The following is an 18,809-nucleotide window of genomic DNA, read 5'->3' on the forward strand; positions in this document are numbered from 1 at the left end:
GTCACCGGAGTGACCGTTACACCATATCCCCGACTCTAGCCGAACTGGTTCATGGTGTTGTCCTTGCCACCGGCCTTCAGCGCGCCTTCACGCGAGAAGAATTCCTTGTGGTCATCGCCGATGTTGGACCCGGCCATGTCCTGGTGCTTGACGGTGGCGATGCCCTCGCGGATCTCCTTGCGCTGCACGCCCTTCACGTAGGCCAGCATGCCTTCTTCGCCGAAGTAGCCCTTGGAGAGCTGATCGGTGGACAGGGCCGCCGTGTGATAGGTCGGGAGCGTGATCAGGTGATGGAAGATACCGGCCTTGGCCGCGCCTTCCTTCTGGAAATCGCGGGTCCACTCGTCGGCCAACTGGCCCAGCTCGGTGTCGTCGTACTTGATGTCCATGAGCTGGTCGCGCTCGTAGGACGACACGTCCTTGCCTTCTTCCTTCCAGGCATCGAAGACCTGCTGACGGAAGTTGAGCGTCCAGTTGAACGACGGGCTGTTGTTGTAGACCAGCTTGGCGTCCGGCACGACTTCGCGGATCTGATCGACCATGGAGGCGATCTGCTTGACGTGCGGCTTTTCGGTCTCGATCCACAGCAGATCGGCGCCGTTCTGCAGGCTGGTGATGCAATCCAGCACCACGCGATCGACACCCGTGCCCTTCTTGAACTCGAACAGGCCCGACTGCAGGCGCTTGACCGCCACCAGCTTGTCGCCCTGCTTGATCACCACGTCGTTCGGGGTGATCTCTGCGGCGTCCTTGATTTCCTTGCCGTCGAGGAAGCTGTTGTACCGGTCGCCCAGATCGCCCGGCTCGTTGGAGACCGCGATCTGCTGGGTCAGGCCCGCGCCCAGGCTGTCGGTGCGGGCGACGATGATGCCGTCGTCCACGCCCAGTTCCAGGAACGCATAGCGCACGGCGTTGATCTTGGCCAGGAAGGAGGCGTGGGGCACGGTGACCTTGCCGTCCTGATGGCCGCACTGCTTGACGTCCGAGACCTGATTCTCGATCTGGATGGCGCAGGCGCCGGCCTCGATCATCTTCTTGGCCAGCAGATAGGTGGCCTCTTCGTTGCCGAAACCGGCGTCGATGTCGGCGATGATCGGAATGACGTGGGTCTCGAAGTTGTCGATCTGGTCCTGGGCCTTCTTGGCCGCGACTTCGTCGCCGGTTTCCTTGGCCGCTTCCAGATCACGGAAATAGTGGTTCAGTTCCCACGCGTCGGCCTGCTTAAGGAAGGTATACAGCTCCTCGATGAGCATCGGCACGGTGGTCTTCTCGTGCATGGACTGATCCGGCAGCGGGCCGAACTCGGAGCGCAGTGCCGCAACCATCCAGCCGGACAGATACAGATAGCTCTTCTTCATCGTGCCAAAGTGCTTCTTGATCGAGATCGCCTTCTGCTGACCGATGAAGCCGTGCCAGCAACCCAGCGACTGGGTGTACTGCGACGAATCCTTGTCGTAGGCGGCCATGTCTTCGCGCATGATCTTGGCGGTGAACTTGGCGATATCCAGACCCGTGTGAAAACGGTTCTGGGCGCGCAGACGCGCGGCGTGATCGGGATTGATCGCTTCCCAGGCACTGCCCTGTTTCTCGCGCAGCGACGCAATCGCGTCCACATCCTTCGAATACTGTGACATCGTCAAACCTCTCGCTATGAATTAAGGCCCGGCGCGGCGTTCGTCGTGGCATGGCGCGTACGCCATCCGCCTTCGACCGGATGGGCGCATTCTAGGCAGCACTCGCGGATACGAAAAGCCGATACGAGTGATAGTCGACATTCAGCGCATGAATAGTGGTCGGCGGCAATCCATCCCTGCACAGCCCCCACGTCGATTCAGTTGAAGCTATCGTCACCGTCGCCCACGTTGTAATAACGGCTCTGGCGCAGTGGAAAATCCGGATGACCTGTCTCGTCCTGCGCCCGCCCGCGTGCATACGCCAGCGCCGCCGGGTCGCGCTCACGCGAACCGCCGTAGTAAACCCTCGGGACATCCCCCATGCGGATGACCAGCCCGCGCAGGACCGCCCACGCCTGCGCACCGGTCAGCCCTTCTCCGGGCGCGCTGCAGTAGTAGCCGAACAGTGTTCGAGCGGGACGATGCCGCGGGTCATCCACCACCGAGTCCCAGGCCCGCGAAAACGCCAGGCAGCCGCGCCGGCCGGCGTCTCCCCGGTGCTCGTACAGGGCATAACGCAGCGTCCGGCCATCGTCCCTGAACAACCGCGTCTCACCCCAGTTTTCGATCACTTCGGCGTTCCCGCGCACCGCGTTGAAGCGCCAGCCTCGAGTCAGCGAACGCAGCGCGTAGGGCGAGAACTCGAGGGCGGTCTGGCGGCCGTTGGCCAGGCTGTAGATCGCTTCGGCACGGGCCGCGCCGTCGACGCGCAGATACTGCTCATATTCGGACGGATCGCGATAGGCGACCGCGCGAACGCTCGGCGTGCCGTCGAAACCGGCGGTGAAATCCAGGGCCTGCTGCCCGGGCGCGACGAACGTGGTGGCCGGCGGCTCGATACGCAGCAACGCGCATCCGCACAGCCCAAGGGCAATAACCCCGGTTATGACCGCACGCCACCAACTCGGCCTCCGTTCATGCGTACTCACGATGGCAGCCGTTCACGCGGCGGCGCGGTCTTTTGGCGTCACCCACATGGTGATCAGTGCCCGGAAGACGACCGTCTCGTGCTTGTCGTAGACCTCCACCCTGACCCGGTAGTCGCTGGCCGTGGCCAGATCCAGCGCACCGTCGGGGCTCGCGACGGCGCTGAGATCCGTCGCCGCTTTCTTCAGATACTCCACCGTCATGCCCTTCGGGATCCAGCGATGGGTGGTCGGCAGCGTGACCTCGGTCATCAGGCCGCCGGCGAACTCGGCCATATTGCACATGGCGATCGCGTGCACCGTGCCGATATGGTTCTGTACCGCCCGACGCTTGCGGATCGACACACGCGCATGCTCCGGCGCCAGCGCATCGAGATGCGGGCGGATGCTGCCGAAATAAGGCGCCTTGAGACAGACCGCCCGCGAGAACGCCCAGCGGCCGCCCGGTTTGGTCGACAGCGTGTTCCACATCGTCAGTACGCGACTGGTATTGCTCATGCGCGACTTCTATCGGGCGGGGTTGAATAGTCCTCTACGTTATCACCGGCCGCTGTCGCTGGCTTGTCGATGGCCTTCCATACGCCCGACCGATTCGCCGCGGCACTTGACGGCACCGCGCCTCACGCCTCAATCATGTGAGCCTGAATCGTAATCGGAGAACGACATGGCCGAATCGAGTGGCTCGTTTCACGAGCCCATCGAACTGCTTTCGCCCGAGACGCTGGAAGCCCACCGCGGTCTCGTCTCGCTCATGGAAGAACTGGAAGCCGTCGACTGGTACAGCCAGCGCATCGATGCCACCCAGGACCCCGCCCTCAAGGCGCTGCTCACGCACAACCGCGACGAGGAGAAGGAACACGCCATGATGACGCTGGAATGGCTGCGCCGGCGCGATCCCGCGCTCGACGAACAGATGCGCATCTATCTGTTTGGCGAGGGCAGTATCCTCAAGGCCGAAGAGAAGGCCATGGATGACGACGACAACGCCCCCGCCGGCGGCACCGACGGCTCGCTGGGCATTGGCAGCCTCAAGGAGTCGCACGCATGAATCATCTACACCGAGAACTCGCACCGATCACGCCGGCCGCCTGGGACGAAATCGACGACGAAGCCCGGCAGACCCTCAAGCGCATGCTCGCCGGGCGCAAGCTGTTCGATTTCAGCGGCCCGCACGGCTGGGATCAGGCGGCCGTCAATCTGGGCCGAGTCAGGGCGCTCGAGGACGCGCCGGTCTCCGGCGCCCGCCTGCGCCAGCGTGTGGTACAGCCGTTGATCGAAGCCCGTATCCCTTTCGAGATCGATCGAGACGAGCTCGAAGCGGCGGCTCGAGGTGCTTCCGACATCGATCTGGACAGCGTGACCGAGGCCGCGCGCAAGGCCGCGATGATGGAGGACGGCGCCGTGTTCAACGGCTATGCGGCGGCCGGCATCACCGGCGTCATGCAGACCACCGAGCACGAGCATCTGACCATCGGCGAGGACTACAGCCAGTACCCGGGCCTGGTCGCCGAAGCCACCAACACCCTGCGCAGTGTCGGCGTGGACGGCCCGTATGCCATCGCGCTCGGGCCACGCTGCTATACCGAACTCACCCGCACCACCGAACAGGGTTATCCGGTGATGGAGCATGTCCGGCGGCTGCTCAAGGGGCCGATCGTATGGGCGCCGGCAGTCGACGGTGCGGTGATCGTGAGCCTGCGCGGCGGCGACTTCGAACTGCACGTCGGCCAGGATTTCTCCATCGGCTACAGCAGCCACTCGGATTCGAGCGTGCAGTTGTACATCCAGGAAAGCTTCACATCACTGGTCTTCGGCCCGGAAGCCGCGGTGCCACTGCGCCACGGGTGAACGCACACGGCCGCGGATAACGACAGGGGTTATCCGCGGCTATTGACGATGTCACGTCTCAATGGTCGTCATCGCCTTGGTCGTTGTCGTTGCCTCGACCGTGGTGACGACGCTTGTCGTGGACATCGTGATGGCCACGATCGTCCCGGTCATAATCGCGATCGTGGTGGCGGCGATCATACTGCGCATCGCCGTGATCGGAGCGATGATCGCCACGTTCGTGGTCATCATCGTGATAGCGCGGATGGGCGCAGCCGACAACGACCAGCATCAGCGGCAGGGCCAGTAACAGACGTTTCATGGGAACCTCGGAAGATGAATCCTGGAATGACGGCGACGACGCTAGGACCGTTGGCCTGAACGGTTCGTGAAGCAGACGATCCGCCCCGCAGTACACGCTGCTACCCAATCGGGCCATTCATGAAGGATTCAGCGTTTATCGTTAAATTGTGACTGAAACATTTGAACGCTACGCTCGAACCGCTTAGCCGGGAGACCTCATGAAAAAAACAGCACACAAGACACTCGCCCTCGCGGTCGTACTCAGCGCACTGGCCAGCACACCGGCACTCGCGCTCGACGACGACACCGTGGATTCCGCCATCGGTGGCGGGCTTGGCGGCGCAGCCGGCGCCGCTATCGGCAACGAGGTCGGCGGCAAGACCGGCGCAGTGCTTGGCGGCGCGGCCGGCGCCGCAGGTGGCACCTATATCACCAACGACGGCGATGGCCGTGGCCACGACGACCACGACTACGATCGTCATCGCGATCACGACGATCACGATCGTGGTCGTCATCATGGTCACCACGACTGACAGCTCGTTGATCAATTATTGATCGGTGCCTAAACGCACCGGCTCTCACGCCCCCGAGCCGCTGCCTTGACGGTAGCGGCTTTTCCGTGCCCGGGCGTCTGATCGCACGCCGGTCCGACTTACCAGATGACCGACAACAACCAGAACGCGGCCATACCGGTGACGATGGTGTAGAGCACGCTGCGCGTGCGCCAGGCCACAAGCGCGGCGGCCGCGGCCGCCCACAGACGCAGATTCTCGGTCGGCCAGACAATGGCGTCCTGCTGAATCAGAATCGCCGGCCATACGATCGCCGAGAAGACAGCCACCGGCACGAAGCGCAGCGCATGGCGGATCGTGGCCGGCAGTTCCAGGGAATCGACCAGGGCCAGGAACGACCAGCGCAACAGGAACGTCACCAGCCCGGCGAGGCTGATCGTCACCCAGGACATGGCCCCGCTCATGTGTCCTGCCCGCGCCTGTCACGGACCGTTGCTACGCCCACGCCCGCCATGATCCCTGCGATCGCGCCGACGATGAGCCCCATGTTCCACGGCAGGTCATGGCCGAATACCGCCACGATGCCGGCGATCAGGGCTGCGGCCAAGGTCGCCCGGTCGACGATCGCCGGCAGCAGCAGCGCGAGAAAGGTCAGCGGCACCGCGAAATCCAGCCCCCAGTCGGCCGGCAGGCGCGCGCCCAGCAACGCGCCCGCCGCCAGGGTGATCTGCCATCCGCACCAGAACGGCAGCGCTGCACCGAGCACGAAGGCCACCCGCTGATCACGTCGATCTCGCTCGGCGAAGCCGTACAGACCGACGATGTAGGACTGGTCAGTCAGAAGATAGCCGATCAACGCCCGGGTGCGCCGCCGCGCGCCGCGAAAATGCGGGGCGATGGAGGCGCTGTACATGGTGAATCGGAGATTGATGAAAAATACCGTCACCAGAATCACGAGCAAGGGCGCGCCGTCGTGCATGAGCTGCATCGCGGCGATTTGCGACGAGCCGGCAAACACGAAAACCGAGAAGACACTGGCCATGAACGGCGACAGCCCCAGTCGCACGGCCACCACGCCCACGATCGCCGCGAACGGGAGCACGCTGATCAGCAACGGCAATACGGCCTTGGTACCGGCCGCGAAATCGGGGTACAGGCGGCGCAACGGCGTCTGACTCACTCATATTCTCCGGGGGCAAGCCGATCGGCCCGCGACGCGTCTGCCGCCCGCGGGGTTACCGCGCAGGCTGGCAAACGAACCATTCTTTCGGACTGGGCAGTTTCGGCCCGGCCACGACCCGAGCGAATCGGCTGAAACGAAGCACGACCAGTGCCGGCGCCGGGCCAGGCTAGACCAGGCCAGCGTTTTCGATGGCGGCTCGGTCGACGCCGGCCGGAATCAGGCCGCGCGCCGCCGGCAACCTTATTTCGCTTTTTCCTTGGCGGCCTTGGCCGCTCTCTTTTCCAAAAGCGTCTTGGCTGGCTTCTTCTTCTCGCTCTTCTTGCGGTCCATTCCCTTGCTCATGACGTGCTCTCCGGCGGCTCCTGCGTGCGGTCGGTGGCTTCCTTGCGTTCACGCTTTTTCTGACGCTTTTCTTCCTGCTGCTGGCTCTTCTTGAGCTCTCGTTGCCGTCGCTCGAACTGATAATTCGTTTTCGCCATATTTGTATCCTGCGTGGTCGCGGGCGGAAGCGGGCCGAACAATGACCTAGTCTAGTCTGAAATCCGGCGTCGCGGGCACACCATCGCTCGCGCGCCGATTGCGGCTGCGTCGATATCGATCCCGCGGCATCGTCGACACGAGGTTGCCGCCGATGCCGCGCGTGAAAAGCCCGCTCGGCGGCCCCCACTTGGTTATCATCGGACGGTAATTTCGACCTGTACAGCGCCGTCCCTAAATGACCAAGGCCCTGATTGCCGTCCTCTTCACGCTGCTCGCGCTCAGCCTTGCCGGCTGTGTCACGCCTGCCGGCACATCCGGGGCGACGTCCGCCCCACAGCCGCTCGACGCGCCGGGCGATCGCCCGGCCGACTGGATTGGCCGCTGGCACGCGCCGAGCGGGCGCTTCATTCAGATCATGCCGACGGCCCGGTCCGGCTATTTCGAGCTCACGCTGGGCGACGCCGCCGGCCACGAGACCAACATGGCGGCCCTGGCCAGCGACGGACGGCTTTATTTCACCCGTGCGGGCGAGGCACTGGCGCTGCGCCCCGGCAACGGCGCCGAAACCGGCGTTGCCGCGCTGGCCGGGCGCCGTCTTTGCCTGATCGTGGTACCCGGGCCCGAGGGCTATTGCCGAACGCCGGACACCGCCGATGCGCTGCCGCTGACCACAGGCGCCTATGCGCCGGTCTCTCAGGATTGCTGGGAGCCAACGCCCGCCGATCTGGTGTATTTCGATGGCCAGATACTGACCACGCCGGCGGCACCGCGGTGTGCAACGCCGCTGCTCGATCACACCGGCGTCATCTTCTCTCTGGGCAGCCAGTGCACGACCACGGCCGGTGCGACAGCGCCGCCGGCATCGGCCACGGCGCGGGTGACCGTGGTCGACGATAAGCGCTTTGCCCTGGACGACGCACAGGGCGACACCGCGTTATACCAATACTGCCCGACCAGTCACCTACCGACCGCGTTGCGCCTGCGCAGCCGCTGAGCAACCCCACCTGCCGGTTCTCGTCACCGACAGCCTCTTCCCGGACACCGTCGTGCATGATCGAGTCGCCGTATTTTATTCCGGCCCGGAAACGAACGCGGCGATAGCGACCATCCATCCACGCAGGCGCGCAGGGTCTATCTGATCACGATCTTCATATCGCGCCACGCATGAACAAGAATCCGAATCCGCAGGGCAAGGGCACCTCGCCGGTGCTTGCCACACTGGAGACCCAGCGCGCCGGGCTGGCCCAGGTCCCGCCCAAGCAGATCGACCAGGTGACCACCGAACTGTTCACCTCGTTGTTCGTGCTCGACAGCGAATTCCGCTTCAAGCCCGTGGTCGGCAAACGTTATTTCCTGTATCGGAAAGAGACGCATTTCTGGCTCGGCCTGACCCCGCCCGGCATGCTCGGCGAAGCCGTGGCCGGACGATTCATCGGCACCTGCACGCTGCAACGGGATCTGACCTGGACCATGGCCCTGGATGCAGCCGTGGCCGCCGACGACCGCTTCATCGCTTATCTTGGCCAGCGCCGAGCACAACTGGAGTCAAGGCTGGCCGCTGCCGAAACACTGGACGACGTGCTGCCACGCTACGAGCGCCGCCTGTCGTTCTACCGGCGCGCCGCGGCATTCGCGGTGGCCTGTTCACTCGGCCGCTCGATGGCGTATGCGGGCATCGGCGGCCTGAGCTACGATCAGGCCCGCGGGCTGCTAACCCACGCTGCGGAAGAGACCGGCAGCTAGTTCGCGTGGCGGGCCAGCACGTCGGCGATCTGCGGCATCGTGTCGATGATCTCGCGTCGTGCGCGGCCGCGCACCCGCTTGTAGCCGGAACTGATCGCGCGGCTGTGAATCCGCTGCGCGCGACGATCAGCCACGCTCAGCATGGCATCGGCGACGGTTTCGGCGTTGGCAATGAAATGGGCCCGCAGATCAATGGATCCGCTGTTCTGAAAAACGGCATAGCAGGGCTCGAGCTCGGCAACGAAGCCGGGCATGAGCTCGGTCACGGTACGGGTGACCAGATCCGGCTTGACCTTGAGGGCGACACCGTAGGCGGTGCGCATGGTCATGCCACGTTTCTTGATCTCTTTTTCGACCAGCGCACAGGCATCGGCAGTGAGCGCGGGAAAGGTCTCCGGCGCGAGCAGACGTTGTGCCAGCGGCCCACGGGCATCGTGAGCCGACGGACCCTGTTTGTGAGCAGTAGTGGATTCAACCATGAATGACCAGCCTTTGCAGCGAATGCGTCGATGGTGGTGAATGAAGATGGGCGCTATTCGACCACAGCCCGATTGACCCGAATATGAACGAGCCCGCGAATAGCCATAGATCGGGCTCATCGAGAACGACCGGGGGCGGTCAGACCGTGTTTTTTCAGCTTGCGCACTACGCTGGCCTGACTGACACCCACCCGGTCGGCGATCTCATAGGTGCTGGTGGCACCGGCGAGCGCACGCGCCAGACAGGCGCGCTCGGTCGCGGCCAGCGCATCGGCCAGACGGACCGGATTGTGGTCAGGCGCGGGCTCGGACAACGACACGCCAGGCCCCTTCGCTATCGGGTCGGCGGGGACAAACCAGCTGCGTTCGACGAAATTCTCCAGTTCGCGGATATTGCCGGGCCAGTCGTGGCGCATGAGATGCCCCCACAGGCCGTCATCGAGCACGCGCGTCTCGCCGTGACGGGCGTTGAGCTGCCGCATTTTCTGTTCGACGATCGCAGCGATCTCTTCGCGGCGCTCGCGCAGCGGCGGCACCTCGACCGGCACCACGTTGAGCCGGTAATACAGGTCGAGCCGGAAATCGCCGGTTTCCACGCGGGTGGCCAGATCCCGATTGGTGGCCACGATCAGGCGGAAATCGAGCTGGCGCGATTCACGCCCGCCGAGCCGCGTCACGCGGCCGTCCTGGAGCACCTTGAGCAGCTTGGTCTGCACCGTCAGCGGCAGTTCGGCGACCTCGTCGAGCAGCAAGGTGCCGCCCTGGGCCTGCTCCATCAGGCCTGCGCGGCCACGCGGCGGCGCGCCGCTGAACGCACCCGGCATGGACCCGAACATCTCGGACTCGAACAGCGATTCGGGGATCGCCCCGCAGTTGATATCCACGAACGGCGCGGCGTGGCGCACGCTCCAGCGATGCACCTGGCGGGCGAGCGCGGTCTTGCCCACGCCCGACTCGCCCAGCAGCATCACCGTGGCATCCGTGCCCGCGACCTCGCGCAGCAGCGTCATCACCGAGCGCATCGCCGGGCTGTGAGCCGCCAGCGCGGGATCGTCGCCGGCCTCGTCGGACGTGGCGTCGCTGCGATCGGCCAGATGCCGGGTCAGCAGCGCATATTCCTCGCGCAGATGCCGCAGGTCGGTGGTATCTCGGGAACGGCTGATCACCCGCACCAGTTTGCCGCCCACGAATACCGGATAGGCCTCTGCCATGACCTGGCGGCCGGTAGGCGTGATCTGCATTACACGTGCCGGAGCCCGGCTGGCCAGCACCTTGAGCGTGACCGACGGCGACAGCACTCCCCGGGCCTGCAGATCGGCGACCGTGGTCGCGCACAGCGCCTGCGCGCTCAGGCCATAGACCGCGCCGCAGCTGGCCGTCGCCCGCAGGATACGGCCATCGCCGTCGGCGATCAGCAGATGCTCGCGGCTGGTCTCGAAAAGCTTGTCGAGCAGCGCGGTATCGGCTGCGACCAAGGCGCGCAGCGATTCTCCACTCTGTTCCTGGACGTCGACCAATTCACTCATGAATCAATAATGCAGGAATGAATCGAATAATGCAGCCAATCGATTCATGAATGAATTGAATATCGACGCAACCGTTGAAGAATCGGGCCCCGCCCCGATGGCACGCTTTCTGCGAAGTCCGGCGTATGACGAACAGCCACGAACGCCGGGAGCCTCGATGAACGACACGCGCCAACTGAATCAACCCATGGGTGGCAACGAAATGCCGCGCTTCGGCGGCCCGGCCACGATGATGCGCCTGCCGACCCAGGACAGCGCGGCCGGGCTGGACGTCGCCTTCATCGGCATCCCCATGGATATCGGCACCTCGAACCGGCCGGGCACCCGTTTTGGCCCGCGCGCCATCCGCGACGAATCGCGCATGCTGCGCCCGTTCAACATGGCCACCGGTGCGGCGCCTTTCGAAAGCCTGCAGGTCGCCGATATCGGCGACGTACCGATCAACACCTTCGACCTGAAGAAAAGCGTCGATATCATCGCGCGCTACTACGACGAAGTGCTCACCCACGACGTCACTCCGATCACGCTCGGCGGCGATCACACCCTGACCCTGCCGATCCTGCGGGCGATGGCCAAAAAACACGGCCCGGTCGGGCTGGTGCACGTCGATGCCCATGCGGATATCAACGAGCACATGTTCGGCGAGGCGATCGCCCACGGCACCCCGTTCCGGCGCGCGGTCGAGGAAGGCCTGCTGGATACCCAGCGCGTGGCCCAGATCGGCCTGCGCGGCACCGGTTATTCGCCGGATGAATTCGACTGGGGCCGCGAGCGTGGATTCCGCGTGGTGCCGGCCGAGGAATGCTGGCACAAATCGCTGACCCCGCTGATGGAAGAGATCCGCGCCAAGGTCGGCGGCGGCCCGGTCTATCTGACCTTCGATATCGACAGCCTGGACCCGGCCTACGCACCCGGCACCGGCACCGTCGAAATCGGCGGCCTGACCATTCCGCAGGTACTGGAGATCATCCGCGGCCTGCGCGGGCTGGAACTCGTCGGCGCGGACCTGGTCGAGGTCTCGCCGCCCTTCGATGCCAACAGCCAGACCACGGTCGTGGCCGCCAATCTCGCCTACGAGATGCTGTGCGTGCTGCCCGGGGTCACCTATCGCTGATCCGGACCGAGTCGATGATTCACGAATACCCCGCAGTTTGCTGCGGGCAATTGAGCAATGGGGTTTCCAAAGGGGAGCGGCGCTCGCTCTCCCCTTGGTCCGTGCTCGCGGTTTCATACCGCAAGCACGCTATACATTTGATCCAAGCAGCGGGCGGCCATTGCGCCGGTCCGGGGGGAAGACATCATGTGGATTGATCTAGTCGTCATCGGCGTTTATGCGCTGGCCATGCTGGCATTGGGCTGGTGGGGCATGCGCCGCGCGGCCAGCCAGGACGATTATCTGGTCGCCGGGCGACGCCTCGGGCCGGGCCTGTATATCGGTACGCTGTCGGCCGTGGTGCTCGGCGGCGCCTCGACCGTGGGCACCGTCAAGCTCGGCTATGTTTACGGGCTGTCGGGCATGTGGCTGTGTGTCGCGCTCGGTCTCGGTCTGATCGTGCTGAGCCTGGTGCTGGCCAAGCCGCTGGCGCGGCTCAAGCTGTATACCGTCACCCACCTGCTGGCCGATCGCTATTCGCCGGCCGCCAAGACGGTCAGCTCGGCGGTGATGTTCATCTACGACCTGATGCTGGCCGTGACCTCGACGATCGCCATCGGCACGCTGGTGACCGTGCTGTTCGGTGTGCCCGCATGGGGCGGCGTGCTGATCGGCGGCCTGATCGTGGTGATCTATTCCACCCTCGGCGGCATGTGGTCGCTGACGCTGACCGACATCATCCAGTTCATCATCATGACCATCGGCATGGTCGGATTGATGCTGCCGCTGACGGTCAGCTACGCCGGCGGCTGGTCGGCCATGGTCGCCAAGGCCGATCCGGGTCATTTCTCGCTCACCGGCATCGGCTGGAGCACGATCATCACCTATTTCGTGATCTATTTTCTCGGCATCCTCATCGGCCAGGACATCTGGCAGCGGGTGTTCACCGCGCGCTCGGTGAACGTGGCCCGTTTCGCGGGCGTCGCCGCCGGGCTCTACTGCATCCTCTACGGCGTGCTGGCCGCCCTGGTGGGCGTTGCCGCCAGCGTGCTGCTACCGAATCTGGACGATCCCAACAACGCCTTCGCCGCGGTTGCCCAGCTGGCCCTGCCCCACGGCGTGCTCGGCTTGATCGTGGCCGCCGCGGTCGCCGCGATGATGTCGACCTCCAGCGCGGGCATGCTGGCTGCCTCCACCCTGCTCACCCGCGACCTGATTCCGGGCATCACCGGCGGCGAGCCGATCGAACGCCTGGCCATCCATCGGTTGTCGACCTGCCTGATCGGCGTGGTGACCGTGCTGCTCGCCCTCGTGGTCGACGACGTCATCGGCGCACTCACCGTGGCCTACGACATCCTGGTCGGCGGCATGCTGGTGCCGATCATCGGCGCCATGTTCTGGAAACGCGGCTCCAACGCCGGCGCGATCACGGCCATGGTCACCGGCACGATCACGGTGTTCATCTTCATCGCCAAGGACGGGCTGCTGGCCAACTCGCCGATCTATGCCGGTCTGCTGGTCAGCCTGGTGGCATTCGTGGCGGGCAGTTTCCTGCGGCCGCAGCACAGCAGCCCTACGCCGGTGGCCGGCAATGCCTGAAGCGCACGACCGTCCCACCCTCGCCAAGGCGCTGATCGCGGGGCTCGAGGCACGCGGCATCGACACCGTGTTCGGCATTCCCGGCGTACACACGATCGCGCTGTATGGTGGCCTGGAGAACAGCGGGCTGCGGCATGTCACCCCGCGCCATGAACAGGGCTCGGGTTTCATGGCCGACGGCTATGCACGCGCCGTCGGCAAGCCGGCGGCCTGCTTCATCATCACCGGCCCGGGCATGACCAATATCGCTACGGCCATGGCCCAGGCCCGCGCCGACAGCGTGCCGATGCTGGTGATCGGCAGCGTCCAGAAGACCGCCGAACTCGGGCTGCGCCAGGGCCGGCTGCACGAGCTGCCCGACCAGCAGGCGACCCTGGCCGGCGTCGCGGCATTCAGCCATCGTCTGCTCGCCGCCGACAATCTGTTCGAAGTGCTGGATCGCGCCTTCGCGGTATTCGCCGCCGAGCGGCCCGGCCCGGCCTATATCGAGATCCCGCGCGATCTGTTCGACGCGCCGGTGACCGTCGCCGACCGGCCGCCGAGCCGGCTTTATCGGGCGGCCCCGGACCCTGCTGGCATTCAGGCCGCGGCCGATGCGCTCAACGCCGCCGAACGGCCGCTGCTGCTGCTCGGTGGCGGCGCCATTGCAGAGCCGGACGCGATCCGCGCACTCGCCGAGCGCCTGGACACGCCCACGCTGACCACCATCAACGCGCGCGGCGTGCTTGGCCGCGGTCATCCGCTCGATCTCGGTGCCAACGCCAGCTGGCCCGCGGTGCGCCGCCACGCGCATGAGGCCGACGTCATTCTCGCCATTGGCACCGAGCTGGGCGAAACCGACTACGACGTCGTCTTCGACGGCGGCTTCGTGCTCGCGGGCACACTCATTCACATCGATCTCGATCCCGCCCAGCTCGCCGGCGCCTACCCGGTCGCCATCGGGCTGGTCAGCGATGCCGCCAGTGCCGCCCGCGCGCTGACCCCGAAGATCGCGGATCGCCCGCGCGGTGGCGCTGCTCGCGTCGCCGCCCTGTACGCCGAGATGAATCTGACTGAACGCGCCGATCTGGCGCCGTTCGTCTCTTTTTTCGACGCTATCGAGCGCGCTGCTCCAAATGCCGTTCTGGTCGGCGACTCCACCGCGCCGGTATATGCCGGCAACGTGCTGGTCCACTGCGCGCAGCCGCGCCACTGGTTCAACTCGTCGACCGGCTACGGCACCCTCGGCTATGCGCTGCCGGCCGCAATCGGTGCCAAACGCGCCCGTCCAGATCAACACGTAATCACACTCGTGGGCGACGGCGGGCTGATGTTCACGATCGCCGAACTGGCCACCGCCGTTGATGAGGACCTACCGATCACCGTCATCGTCTGGCACAACCAGGGCTATGAAGAGATCCGTCGGTCCATGGACGACGCCGAGGTCTCCCGCTGCGGCGTGGATATCGCCGCCCCAGACTTTCAGACGCTGGCCGCCGGCTTCGGTATACCCGGCACCCGCGTAGCAGATGCCACGGCGCTGCAACAGGCACTGCGCGACGGCCCCGGCCTGCAACTGATCGAAGTCGACGCGGGTGCCTGGCCCAAGACCGCGCAACTGTCTAAATTATTTACACATTGATTGCCGGATAAGCGGCCGCTCCAAATTAATACTTGCGCAACAATATATTGTGCGCATGGCATGCGGATTGCGTGACTTGTGTCACAACCAACCGTCATCAGCAATCTGTCATGAAAACAATAAAATCGCGGATCCTGTTTGCCGTTTACGTAGTTCTCGCCCTGAGCCTCGTGGCCACATCGGCCCAGTCGGCGGTGATCGCCGGCGCGCCCAACGTCGACTTCAGCGGCGGCTCCTACACCCTGAGCCTGTTCGATGGCGACGCCACCTATACCTTCAGCGACAACGGTGCCACCGGCCTGTTTGACGACCCGGTCGATGTAGCCACCGGAGGCGTGGCCTTGATTGCATCCTCACCCGCAATATTCGGTGGCACCCCGACCTCGTATTTCAGCGATCCCAGTCGCGCACCCACGATCGGCAACGGCACGCTGTTGGGCGATTACAAAAGCTTCGACACGCCGACGACCATCGCCAACTCCGGAGTCAATAGATATCTGGGTCTGGCCTTCGCTTTCCCGGACGGCACCCGCTACGGCTACGCGCGGATCTCCGGCACGTTCCTGAGCAGTTTCGGCTACGAGACCGTGGCCGGCCGCAGTATTGTGGCCGGTGCGCCGGCGACCTCGGTGCCCGAGCCGAGCGCGATGGCGGTGATGGCCTTCGGCTTGCTGTTGCTGGGCTTCGGCGTCACCCGGCGGAATCGTCGCTGCTGAATCGCGGTAACGCGCTGCGGACATCACGCCGCGCATCGATTCAGGTATCGCGCCGGCGGGTGTTCACGACCAGGAAGATGATGCCGGCCACGACCGCCATCAGAAACCACTGCGAGGCATAGGCGTAGTGGCCGAACGGCGACAGGCCGACGAGGTCTTCGTCCCAGTCGCGCACGAAGCCGTTCGGATCCTTCTCGTCGAGCAGCAGCAGGCCGTTGACCACCGGCGCCGCGTATTGGCAGCGCACGGTCGCGGCATCCGGATAGTTGAGTGCTCGCGGCCACGGGCCCTCCTTGCAGCGGCCGTCGCTGCCGAAGCTCAGGCCCGGCTGCGGAAAGCTGCGCCAGAAGCCGAGCACCCGTACCGGCCCGGTCGGCGCCGTCGGGTCGGGTTTTACCGCGTTCGGCGATGAATCCTTGGCTATCCAGCCGCGATCGACCATCACCCGCTCGCCGCTTTTGAGAACCACCGGTGTCCAGACGCGATAGCCAATATCCTGGCCGTTGACCTGATCGTTGAGCAGAATCTGGTGGGCGCCGTCGAAACGACCTTCGACGAAGTAATGGCGCCCGTAGGTCAGCCCCGGCGCGCGGGCGTTGCCGGCCGAGGCGACAGTACCCGGATGCATGTCGGTCGGACCGGCCTCGCGCGCGGTTTTCGCCACGGCAACCAGCCCCTCTTTCATGTGCGCGCGCTGAATCTGCCACACACCCAGCGCGCACAGAATCGCCGCGGCGAGCATAAACAGAAGGCCGCCCCACCACGGGGGCGCAAATCGATATCGGCCAATATTCATGACATGCCGCTCATGCGTCGCAATACGAAGAGGCGCTATTCTAGATGCCAACCGAGACTGCGGCGGCGCACCGCTCCTGGCTCGACCGGATGTCGCGCCGCACCGGCGTGGTGCAGGGCATATCCAGATTCTGCTGTTCCGGCCGATAACGCCCATCTGATCGGAGCGGCTGCGAGGCTTGAGTGTGCCTGTAAAAGCATATGAAACGCAGCCGACGACGATGAGACCGCTGCAAATCCTTCATCGAATGTGCTGCTGATGCAAACGCCCCGAATTCCAGACAACGAGACAGAACGACTCGAGGCACTACGCCGCAGCAATCTGCTTCATACGCCCAAAGATGCCGTTTTCGACCGGGTCTGTCAGATGGCCGCCCGGTTGATGCACACCCCCATGTCCTCGATCAGCCTGGTCGACGAAGACCAGCAGTGGTTCAAGTCGCAGGTGGGTTCGGCGGTGGAAAGCATCCCGCGTGACATATCCTTTTGCGGTCACGCCATCAACGAAGACGAGATGATGGTGGTGCCGGATACCGCACTGGATGCACGGTTCGTCGACAACCCGCTGGTGACCGGTGAACCACATGTGCGTTTCTACGCCGGGGCGCCGCTGAAAAACGCGGACGACTATGTGCTGGGCAATCTCTGTGTCGTCGACACCAAACCGCGCTACGATTTCGACGACGACGACCGGCAGACGCTTCGGGAACTGTCCGAGGTGCTGTCCTCATGGATCAAGATGCGGGCATCGGCCGGGTACCTGGACGCGGCGACCGGTACCTACACGCTTCAACGCATGCATGAAACGCTGAACGCGGAACTGCACAAACTGGCATCTAACCCGCGCGCCGTTGCCGGTTACGTCGGCGTCGTCGACGTCGCCATGCCCCGGCAGATGCACGACCTGACCCAGGTGATGGGCTATCAGCTGACCGAGCGATTCATTGTCGAATGCATCAGCCGACTGTCGGCGGCCATCGGCTCCGATCGCGACCTGTACCGCATCGGCATGTTCCGCTTCGGTTTCTTCATGAACGAACAGACCGGGCCCGAGGTCGAGCGAAAACTGGATCGACTGATCGCCACGCTGCGCGAACCGTTTCACTCCACGGTCGGCATCCTGATCGCCCCGAGCGCCACGATGGGCGTGGCGCCACTGAAAAAAGCCGCCGGCGGCGCCGAAGAACATCTGCGTCAGGCGGCGGTCGCGGCCGACGATGCCTGGGAGAGCAATCGCGCCTGGGCGTTCCACACTCCGGACCGCGATGCGCGCCGCCAGCGCAAGCTTCAGTTGCTCATCGATCTGCCGGCCGCGCTTGCCGCACCGGACCAGTTGCATCTGGAATATCAGCCCAAGATCGATCTGGCCAGCGGCGCCTGCACCGGCGTCGAGGCCCTGCTGCGCTGGCAGCACGACTCGCTGGGCACGGTGTCGCCGGTCGAGCTGATCGAAGCCGCCGAGAAGACCGCGCTCATGCGACCACTCACCGATTGGGTGCTGGACACCGCGCTGGCGCAGTGCGTGCAATGGCGGGCAGCCGGGTTGACGCTGCAGATCGCGGTCAATCTCTCGGCCCACGATCTGACCGACCCCGACATTGTCAGACGCGTGCAAGAACGTTTGCACAAACATCAGTTGAGCGGCGCCAGCCTCGAACTGGAATTCACCGAGAGCCTGTTGATCCGCAATCTCGACGCCGTCATTCCGACATTGCAGCAACTGCACGAACTCGGCGTCTCCACTGCGATCGACGACTTCGGCACCGGCTACTGCAATCTGTCGTACCTGCAGAAACTCAACGTCGGCAAGATCAAGATCGACCGGCGTTTCGTCCAGGAACTGGACGACGATCCACGCACCCAGACGCTCACGCGCGCGATCATCAATCTTGCCCATGATCTGGGCTATCAGGTGGTCGCAGAAGGCGTGGAGACCCGGAAGACGCTCGCACTACTGGGCGCCTGGAACAGCGAACAGGCGCAGGGCTATCTGTTCAGCAAGCCGTTACGCCCGACGGCGCTGTTCGACTGGGCGCAAGACAATACAACGCTGTCGCCGGAACCGGCCGAGCCACATCAAACGCAAAGACGGCACTGATACCGACAGGCCATCAAGCGCGCCGGATATCCGCCGGGCGCCGCTTGGCATCCAACGTATCGAGCACGGGCGGCCACGCCTTGCACCACCCGGGGGACGAGTTCGCGGGGTGCACGTTCACACCTGCTCCGACACATCGATTCGTACTGCGCGACCGCGCGGTCGGGTCGGGGTGGCCGGATCACGTCACTCGCCGATCGTCAGACATTGTCGATTAGCGTTGATTTTTGGCGGT

The 18,809-nt window shown here is 64.6% G+C and carries 20 protein-coding genes; 11 read left to right on the plus strand and 9 right to left on the minus strand.

The features are described 5' to 3' along the window. Positions 1 to 35: 35 nt before the first annotated feature. From ACFOSU_RS04330 to ACFOSU_RS04340, 3 genes are all read right to left on the minus strand, one after another. The gene (locus ACFOSU_RS04330; protein WP_380686823.1) at positions 36 to 1,634 is read right to left on the minus strand and encodes an isocitrate lyase; all 1,599 of its coding nucleotides are present in this window, start codon (positions 1,632 to 1,634) and stop codon (positions 36 to 38) included. Between the two features lie 197 nt (positions 1,635 to 1,831). Next, positions 1,832 to 2,521, minus strand: coding sequence for a hypothetical protein (locus tag ACFOSU_RS04335; RefSeq protein ID WP_380686825.1), 690 nt, complete (start codon positions 2,519 to 2,521; stop codon positions 1,832 to 1,834). A 93-nt stretch (positions 2,522 to 2,614) separates the two neighbouring features. Beyond that, complete coding sequence (locus ACFOSU_RS04340) at positions 2,615 to 3,097, minus strand: hotdog fold domain-containing protein (RefSeq protein ID WP_380686828.1); 483 nt, start codon at positions 3,095 to 3,097, stop codon at positions 2,615 to 2,617. Positions 3,098 to 3,263: 166 nt separating this feature from the next. Between ACFOSU_RS04340 and ACFOSU_RS04345 the strand changes: the two genes are divergently transcribed. From ACFOSU_RS04345 to ACFOSU_RS04360, 4 genes are all read left to right on the plus strand, one after another. Continuing rightward, a complete protein-coding gene (locus ACFOSU_RS04345) occupies positions 3,264 to 3,647 on the plus strand; it encodes an encapsulin-associated ferritin-like protein (protein WP_380686830.1) in 384 nt (127 codons plus the stop codon). Further along, complete coding sequence (locus tag ACFOSU_RS04350) at positions 3,644 to 4,447, plus strand: family 1 encapsulin nanocompartment shell protein (RefSeq protein WP_380686832.1); 804 nt, start codon at positions 3,644 to 3,646, stop codon at positions 4,445 to 4,447. The genes ACFOSU_RS04345 and ACFOSU_RS04350 overlap by 4 nt, the downstream gene beginning before the upstream one ends. Before the next feature lie 61 nt (positions 4,448 to 4,508). Beyond that, positions 4,509 to 4,736, plus strand: a complete 228-nt coding sequence (locus tag ACFOSU_RS04355; protein ID WP_380686834.1) for a hypothetical protein — start codon at positions 4,509 to 4,511, stop codon at positions 4,734 to 4,736. Between the two features lie 211 nt (positions 4,737 to 4,947). After that, positions 4,948 to 5,262: a hypothetical protein gene (locus ACFOSU_RS04360; protein WP_380686837.1), complete on the plus strand. Its 315-nt coding sequence runs from the start codon at positions 4,948 to 4,950 to the stop codon at positions 5,260 to 5,262. A gap of 119 nt (positions 5,263 to 5,381) precedes the next feature. Here ACFOSU_RS04360 and ACFOSU_RS04365 read toward each other — a convergent pair whose 3' ends face one another. The 3 genes from ACFOSU_RS04365 to ACFOSU_RS04375 form a co-directional block, all read right to left on the minus strand. Next, positions 5,382 to 5,705: an AzlD domain-containing protein gene (locus tag ACFOSU_RS04365; protein ID WP_380686839.1), complete on the minus strand. Its 324-nt coding sequence runs from the start codon at positions 5,703 to 5,705 to the stop codon at positions 5,382 to 5,384. Further along, a complete protein-coding gene (locus tag ACFOSU_RS04370) occupies positions 5,702 to 6,421 on the minus strand; it encodes an AzlC family ABC transporter permease (protein ID WP_380686841.1) in 720 nt (239 codons plus the stop codon). The genes ACFOSU_RS04365 and ACFOSU_RS04370 overlap by 4 nt, the downstream gene beginning before the upstream one ends. Before the next feature lie 341 nt (positions 6,422 to 6,762). After that, complete coding sequence (locus tag ACFOSU_RS04375) at positions 6,763 to 6,903, minus strand: hypothetical protein (RefSeq protein WP_380686843.1); 141 nt, start codon at positions 6,901 to 6,903, stop codon at positions 6,763 to 6,765. 236 nt (positions 6,904 to 7,139) lie between these two features. Here ACFOSU_RS04375 and ACFOSU_RS04380 point away from each other — a divergent pair, with 236 nt between their 5' ends. Together ACFOSU_RS04380 and ACFOSU_RS04385 are read left to right on the plus strand one after the other, a co-directional pair. After that, positions 7,140 to 7,898 carry a hypothetical protein gene (locus ACFOSU_RS04380; RefSeq protein ID WP_380686845.1) on the plus strand — a complete coding sequence of 253 codons (759 nt, stop codon included), beginning with the start codon at positions 7,140 to 7,142 and terminating at the stop codon, positions 7,896 to 7,898. A 170-nt stretch (positions 7,899 to 8,068) separates the two neighbouring features. Next, positions 8,069 to 8,647, plus strand: a complete 579-nt coding sequence (locus ACFOSU_RS04385) for a DUF2452 domain-containing protein (protein WP_380686847.1) — start codon at positions 8,069 to 8,071, stop codon at positions 8,645 to 8,647. Here ACFOSU_RS04385 and ACFOSU_RS04390 read toward each other — a convergent pair. Together ACFOSU_RS04390 and ACFOSU_RS04395 are read right to left on the minus strand one after the other, a co-directional pair. Beyond that, entirely contained in the window at positions 8,644 to 9,126 is a 483-nt protein-coding gene (locus tag ACFOSU_RS04390) for a DUF6918 family protein (protein WP_380686849.1), read from the minus strand. The two genes, ACFOSU_RS04385 and ACFOSU_RS04390, sit on opposite strands and share 4 nt — an antisense overlap. Before the next feature lie 116 nt (positions 9,127 to 9,242). After that, positions 9,243 to 10,652, minus strand: coding sequence for a sigma-54 interaction domain-containing protein (locus tag ACFOSU_RS04395; RefSeq protein ID WP_380686851.1), 1,410 nt, complete (start codon positions 10,650 to 10,652; stop codon positions 9,243 to 9,245). Between the two features lie 157 nt (positions 10,653 to 10,809). Between ACFOSU_RS04395 and speB the strand changes: the two genes are divergently transcribed. The 4 genes from speB (at position 10,810) to ACFOSU_RS04415 (ending at position 15,681) form a co-directional block, all read left to right on the plus strand. Further along, positions 10,810 to 11,766: an agmatinase gene (gene speB, locus ACFOSU_RS04400; protein WP_380686854.1), complete on the plus strand. Its 957-nt coding sequence runs from the start codon at positions 10,810 to 10,812 to the stop codon at positions 11,764 to 11,766. A 186-nt stretch (positions 11,767 to 11,952) separates the two neighbouring features. Continuing rightward, complete coding sequence (locus tag ACFOSU_RS04405) at positions 11,953 to 13,344, plus strand: sodium:solute symporter (protein ID WP_380686856.1); 1,392 nt, start codon at positions 11,953 to 11,955, stop codon at positions 13,342 to 13,344. Beyond that, complete coding sequence (locus tag ACFOSU_RS04410; RefSeq protein WP_380686858.1) at positions 13,337 to 14,965, plus strand: 5-guanidino-2-oxopentanoate decarboxylase; 1,629 nt, start codon at positions 13,337 to 13,339, stop codon at positions 14,963 to 14,965. Before ACFOSU_RS04405 ends, ACFOSU_RS04410 begins: the two co-directional genes overlap by 8 nt. Before the next feature lie 110 nt (positions 14,966 to 15,075). After that, positions 15,076 to 15,681, plus strand: a complete 606-nt coding sequence (locus ACFOSU_RS04415) for a PEP-CTERM sorting domain-containing protein (protein ID WP_380686860.1) — start codon at positions 15,076 to 15,078, stop codon at positions 15,679 to 15,681. A gap of 40 nt (positions 15,682 to 15,721) precedes the next feature. Here the strand turns inward: ACFOSU_RS04415 and ACFOSU_RS04420 are convergent, their stop codons facing one another. After that, complete coding sequence (locus tag ACFOSU_RS04420) at positions 15,722 to 16,477, minus strand: SURF1 family protein (RefSeq protein WP_380686862.1); 756 nt, start codon at positions 16,475 to 16,477, stop codon at positions 15,722 to 15,724. 258 nt (positions 16,478 to 16,735) lie between these two features. Between ACFOSU_RS04420 and ACFOSU_RS04425 the strand changes: the two genes are divergently transcribed. Then, entirely contained in the window at positions 16,736 to 18,574 is a 1,839-nt protein-coding gene (locus ACFOSU_RS04425; RefSeq protein ID WP_380686864.1) for a sensor domain-containing phosphodiesterase, read from the plus strand. Positions 18,575 to 18,809: the final 235 nt, after the last annotated feature.

The sequence above is a fragment of the Salinisphaera aquimarina genome (assembly GCF_042643355.1).
Classification (GTDB): domain Bacteria; phylum Pseudomonadota; class Gammaproteobacteria; order Nevskiales; family Salinisphaeraceae; genus Salinisphaera; species Salinisphaera aquimarina.

Coding starts and splice junctions, on each gene's coding strand:
- ACFOSU_RS04330 (WP_380686823.1), bottom strand. CDS start 1,634: ATGTCACAGTATTCGAAGGATGTGGACGCGATTGCGTCGCTGCGCGAG.
- ACFOSU_RS04415 (WP_380686860.1), top strand. CDS start 15,076: ATGAAAACAATAAAATCGCGGATCCTGTTTGCCGTTTACGTAGTTCTC.
- ACFOSU_RS04390 (WP_380686849.1), bottom strand. CDS start 9,126: ATGGTTGAATCCACTACTGCTCACAAACAGGGTCCGTCGGCTCACGAT.
- ACFOSU_RS04355 (WP_380686834.1), top strand. CDS start 4,509: ATGGTCGTCATCGCCTTGGTCGTTGTCGTTGCCTCGACCGTGGTGACG.
- ACFOSU_RS04375 (WP_380686843.1), bottom strand. CDS start 6,903: ATGGCGAAAACGAATTATCAGTTCGAGCGACGGCAACGAGAGCTCAAG.
- ACFOSU_RS04360 (WP_380686837.1), top strand. CDS start 4,948: ATGAAAAAAACAGCACACAAGACACTCGCCCTCGCGGTCGTACTCAGC.
- ACFOSU_RS04405 (WP_380686856.1), top strand. CDS start 11,953: ATGTGGATTGATCTAGTCGTCATCGGCGTTTATGCGCTGGCCATGCTG.
- ACFOSU_RS04340 (WP_380686828.1), bottom strand. CDS start 3,097: ATGAGCAATACCAGTCGCGTACTGACGATGTGGAACACGCTGTCGACC.
- ACFOSU_RS04410 (WP_380686858.1), top strand. CDS start 13,337: ATGCCTGAAGCGCACGACCGTCCCACCCTCGCCAAGGCGCTGATCGCG.
- ACFOSU_RS04365 (WP_380686839.1), bottom strand. CDS start 5,705: ATGAGCGGGGCCATGTCCTGGGTGACGATCAGCCTCGCCGGGCTGGTG.
- speB (WP_380686854.1), top strand. CDS start 10,810: ATGAACGACACGCGCCAACTGAATCAACCCATGGGTGGCAACGAAATG.
- ACFOSU_RS04380 (WP_380686845.1), top strand. CDS start 7,140: ATGACCAAGGCCCTGATTGCCGTCCTCTTCACGCTGCTCGCGCTCAGC.
- ACFOSU_RS04425 (WP_380686864.1), top strand. CDS start 16,736: ATGCAAACGCCCCGAATTCCAGACAACGAGACAGAACGACTCGAGGCA.
- ACFOSU_RS04395 (WP_380686851.1), bottom strand. CDS start 10,652: ATGAGTGAATTGGTCGACGTCCAGGAACAGAGTGGAGAATCGCTGCGC.
- ACFOSU_RS04345 (WP_380686830.1), top strand. CDS start 3,264: ATGGCCGAATCGAGTGGCTCGTTTCACGAGCCCATCGAACTGCTTTCG.
- ACFOSU_RS04385 (WP_380686847.1), top strand. CDS start 8,069: ATGAACAAGAATCCGAATCCGCAGGGCAAGGGCACCTCGCCGGTGCTT.
- ACFOSU_RS04350 (WP_380686832.1), top strand. CDS start 3,644: ATGAATCATCTACACCGAGAACTCGCACCGATCACGCCGGCCGCCTGG.
- ACFOSU_RS04420 (WP_380686862.1), bottom strand. CDS start 16,477: ATGAATATTGGCCGATATCGATTTGCGCCCCCGTGGTGGGGCGGCCTT.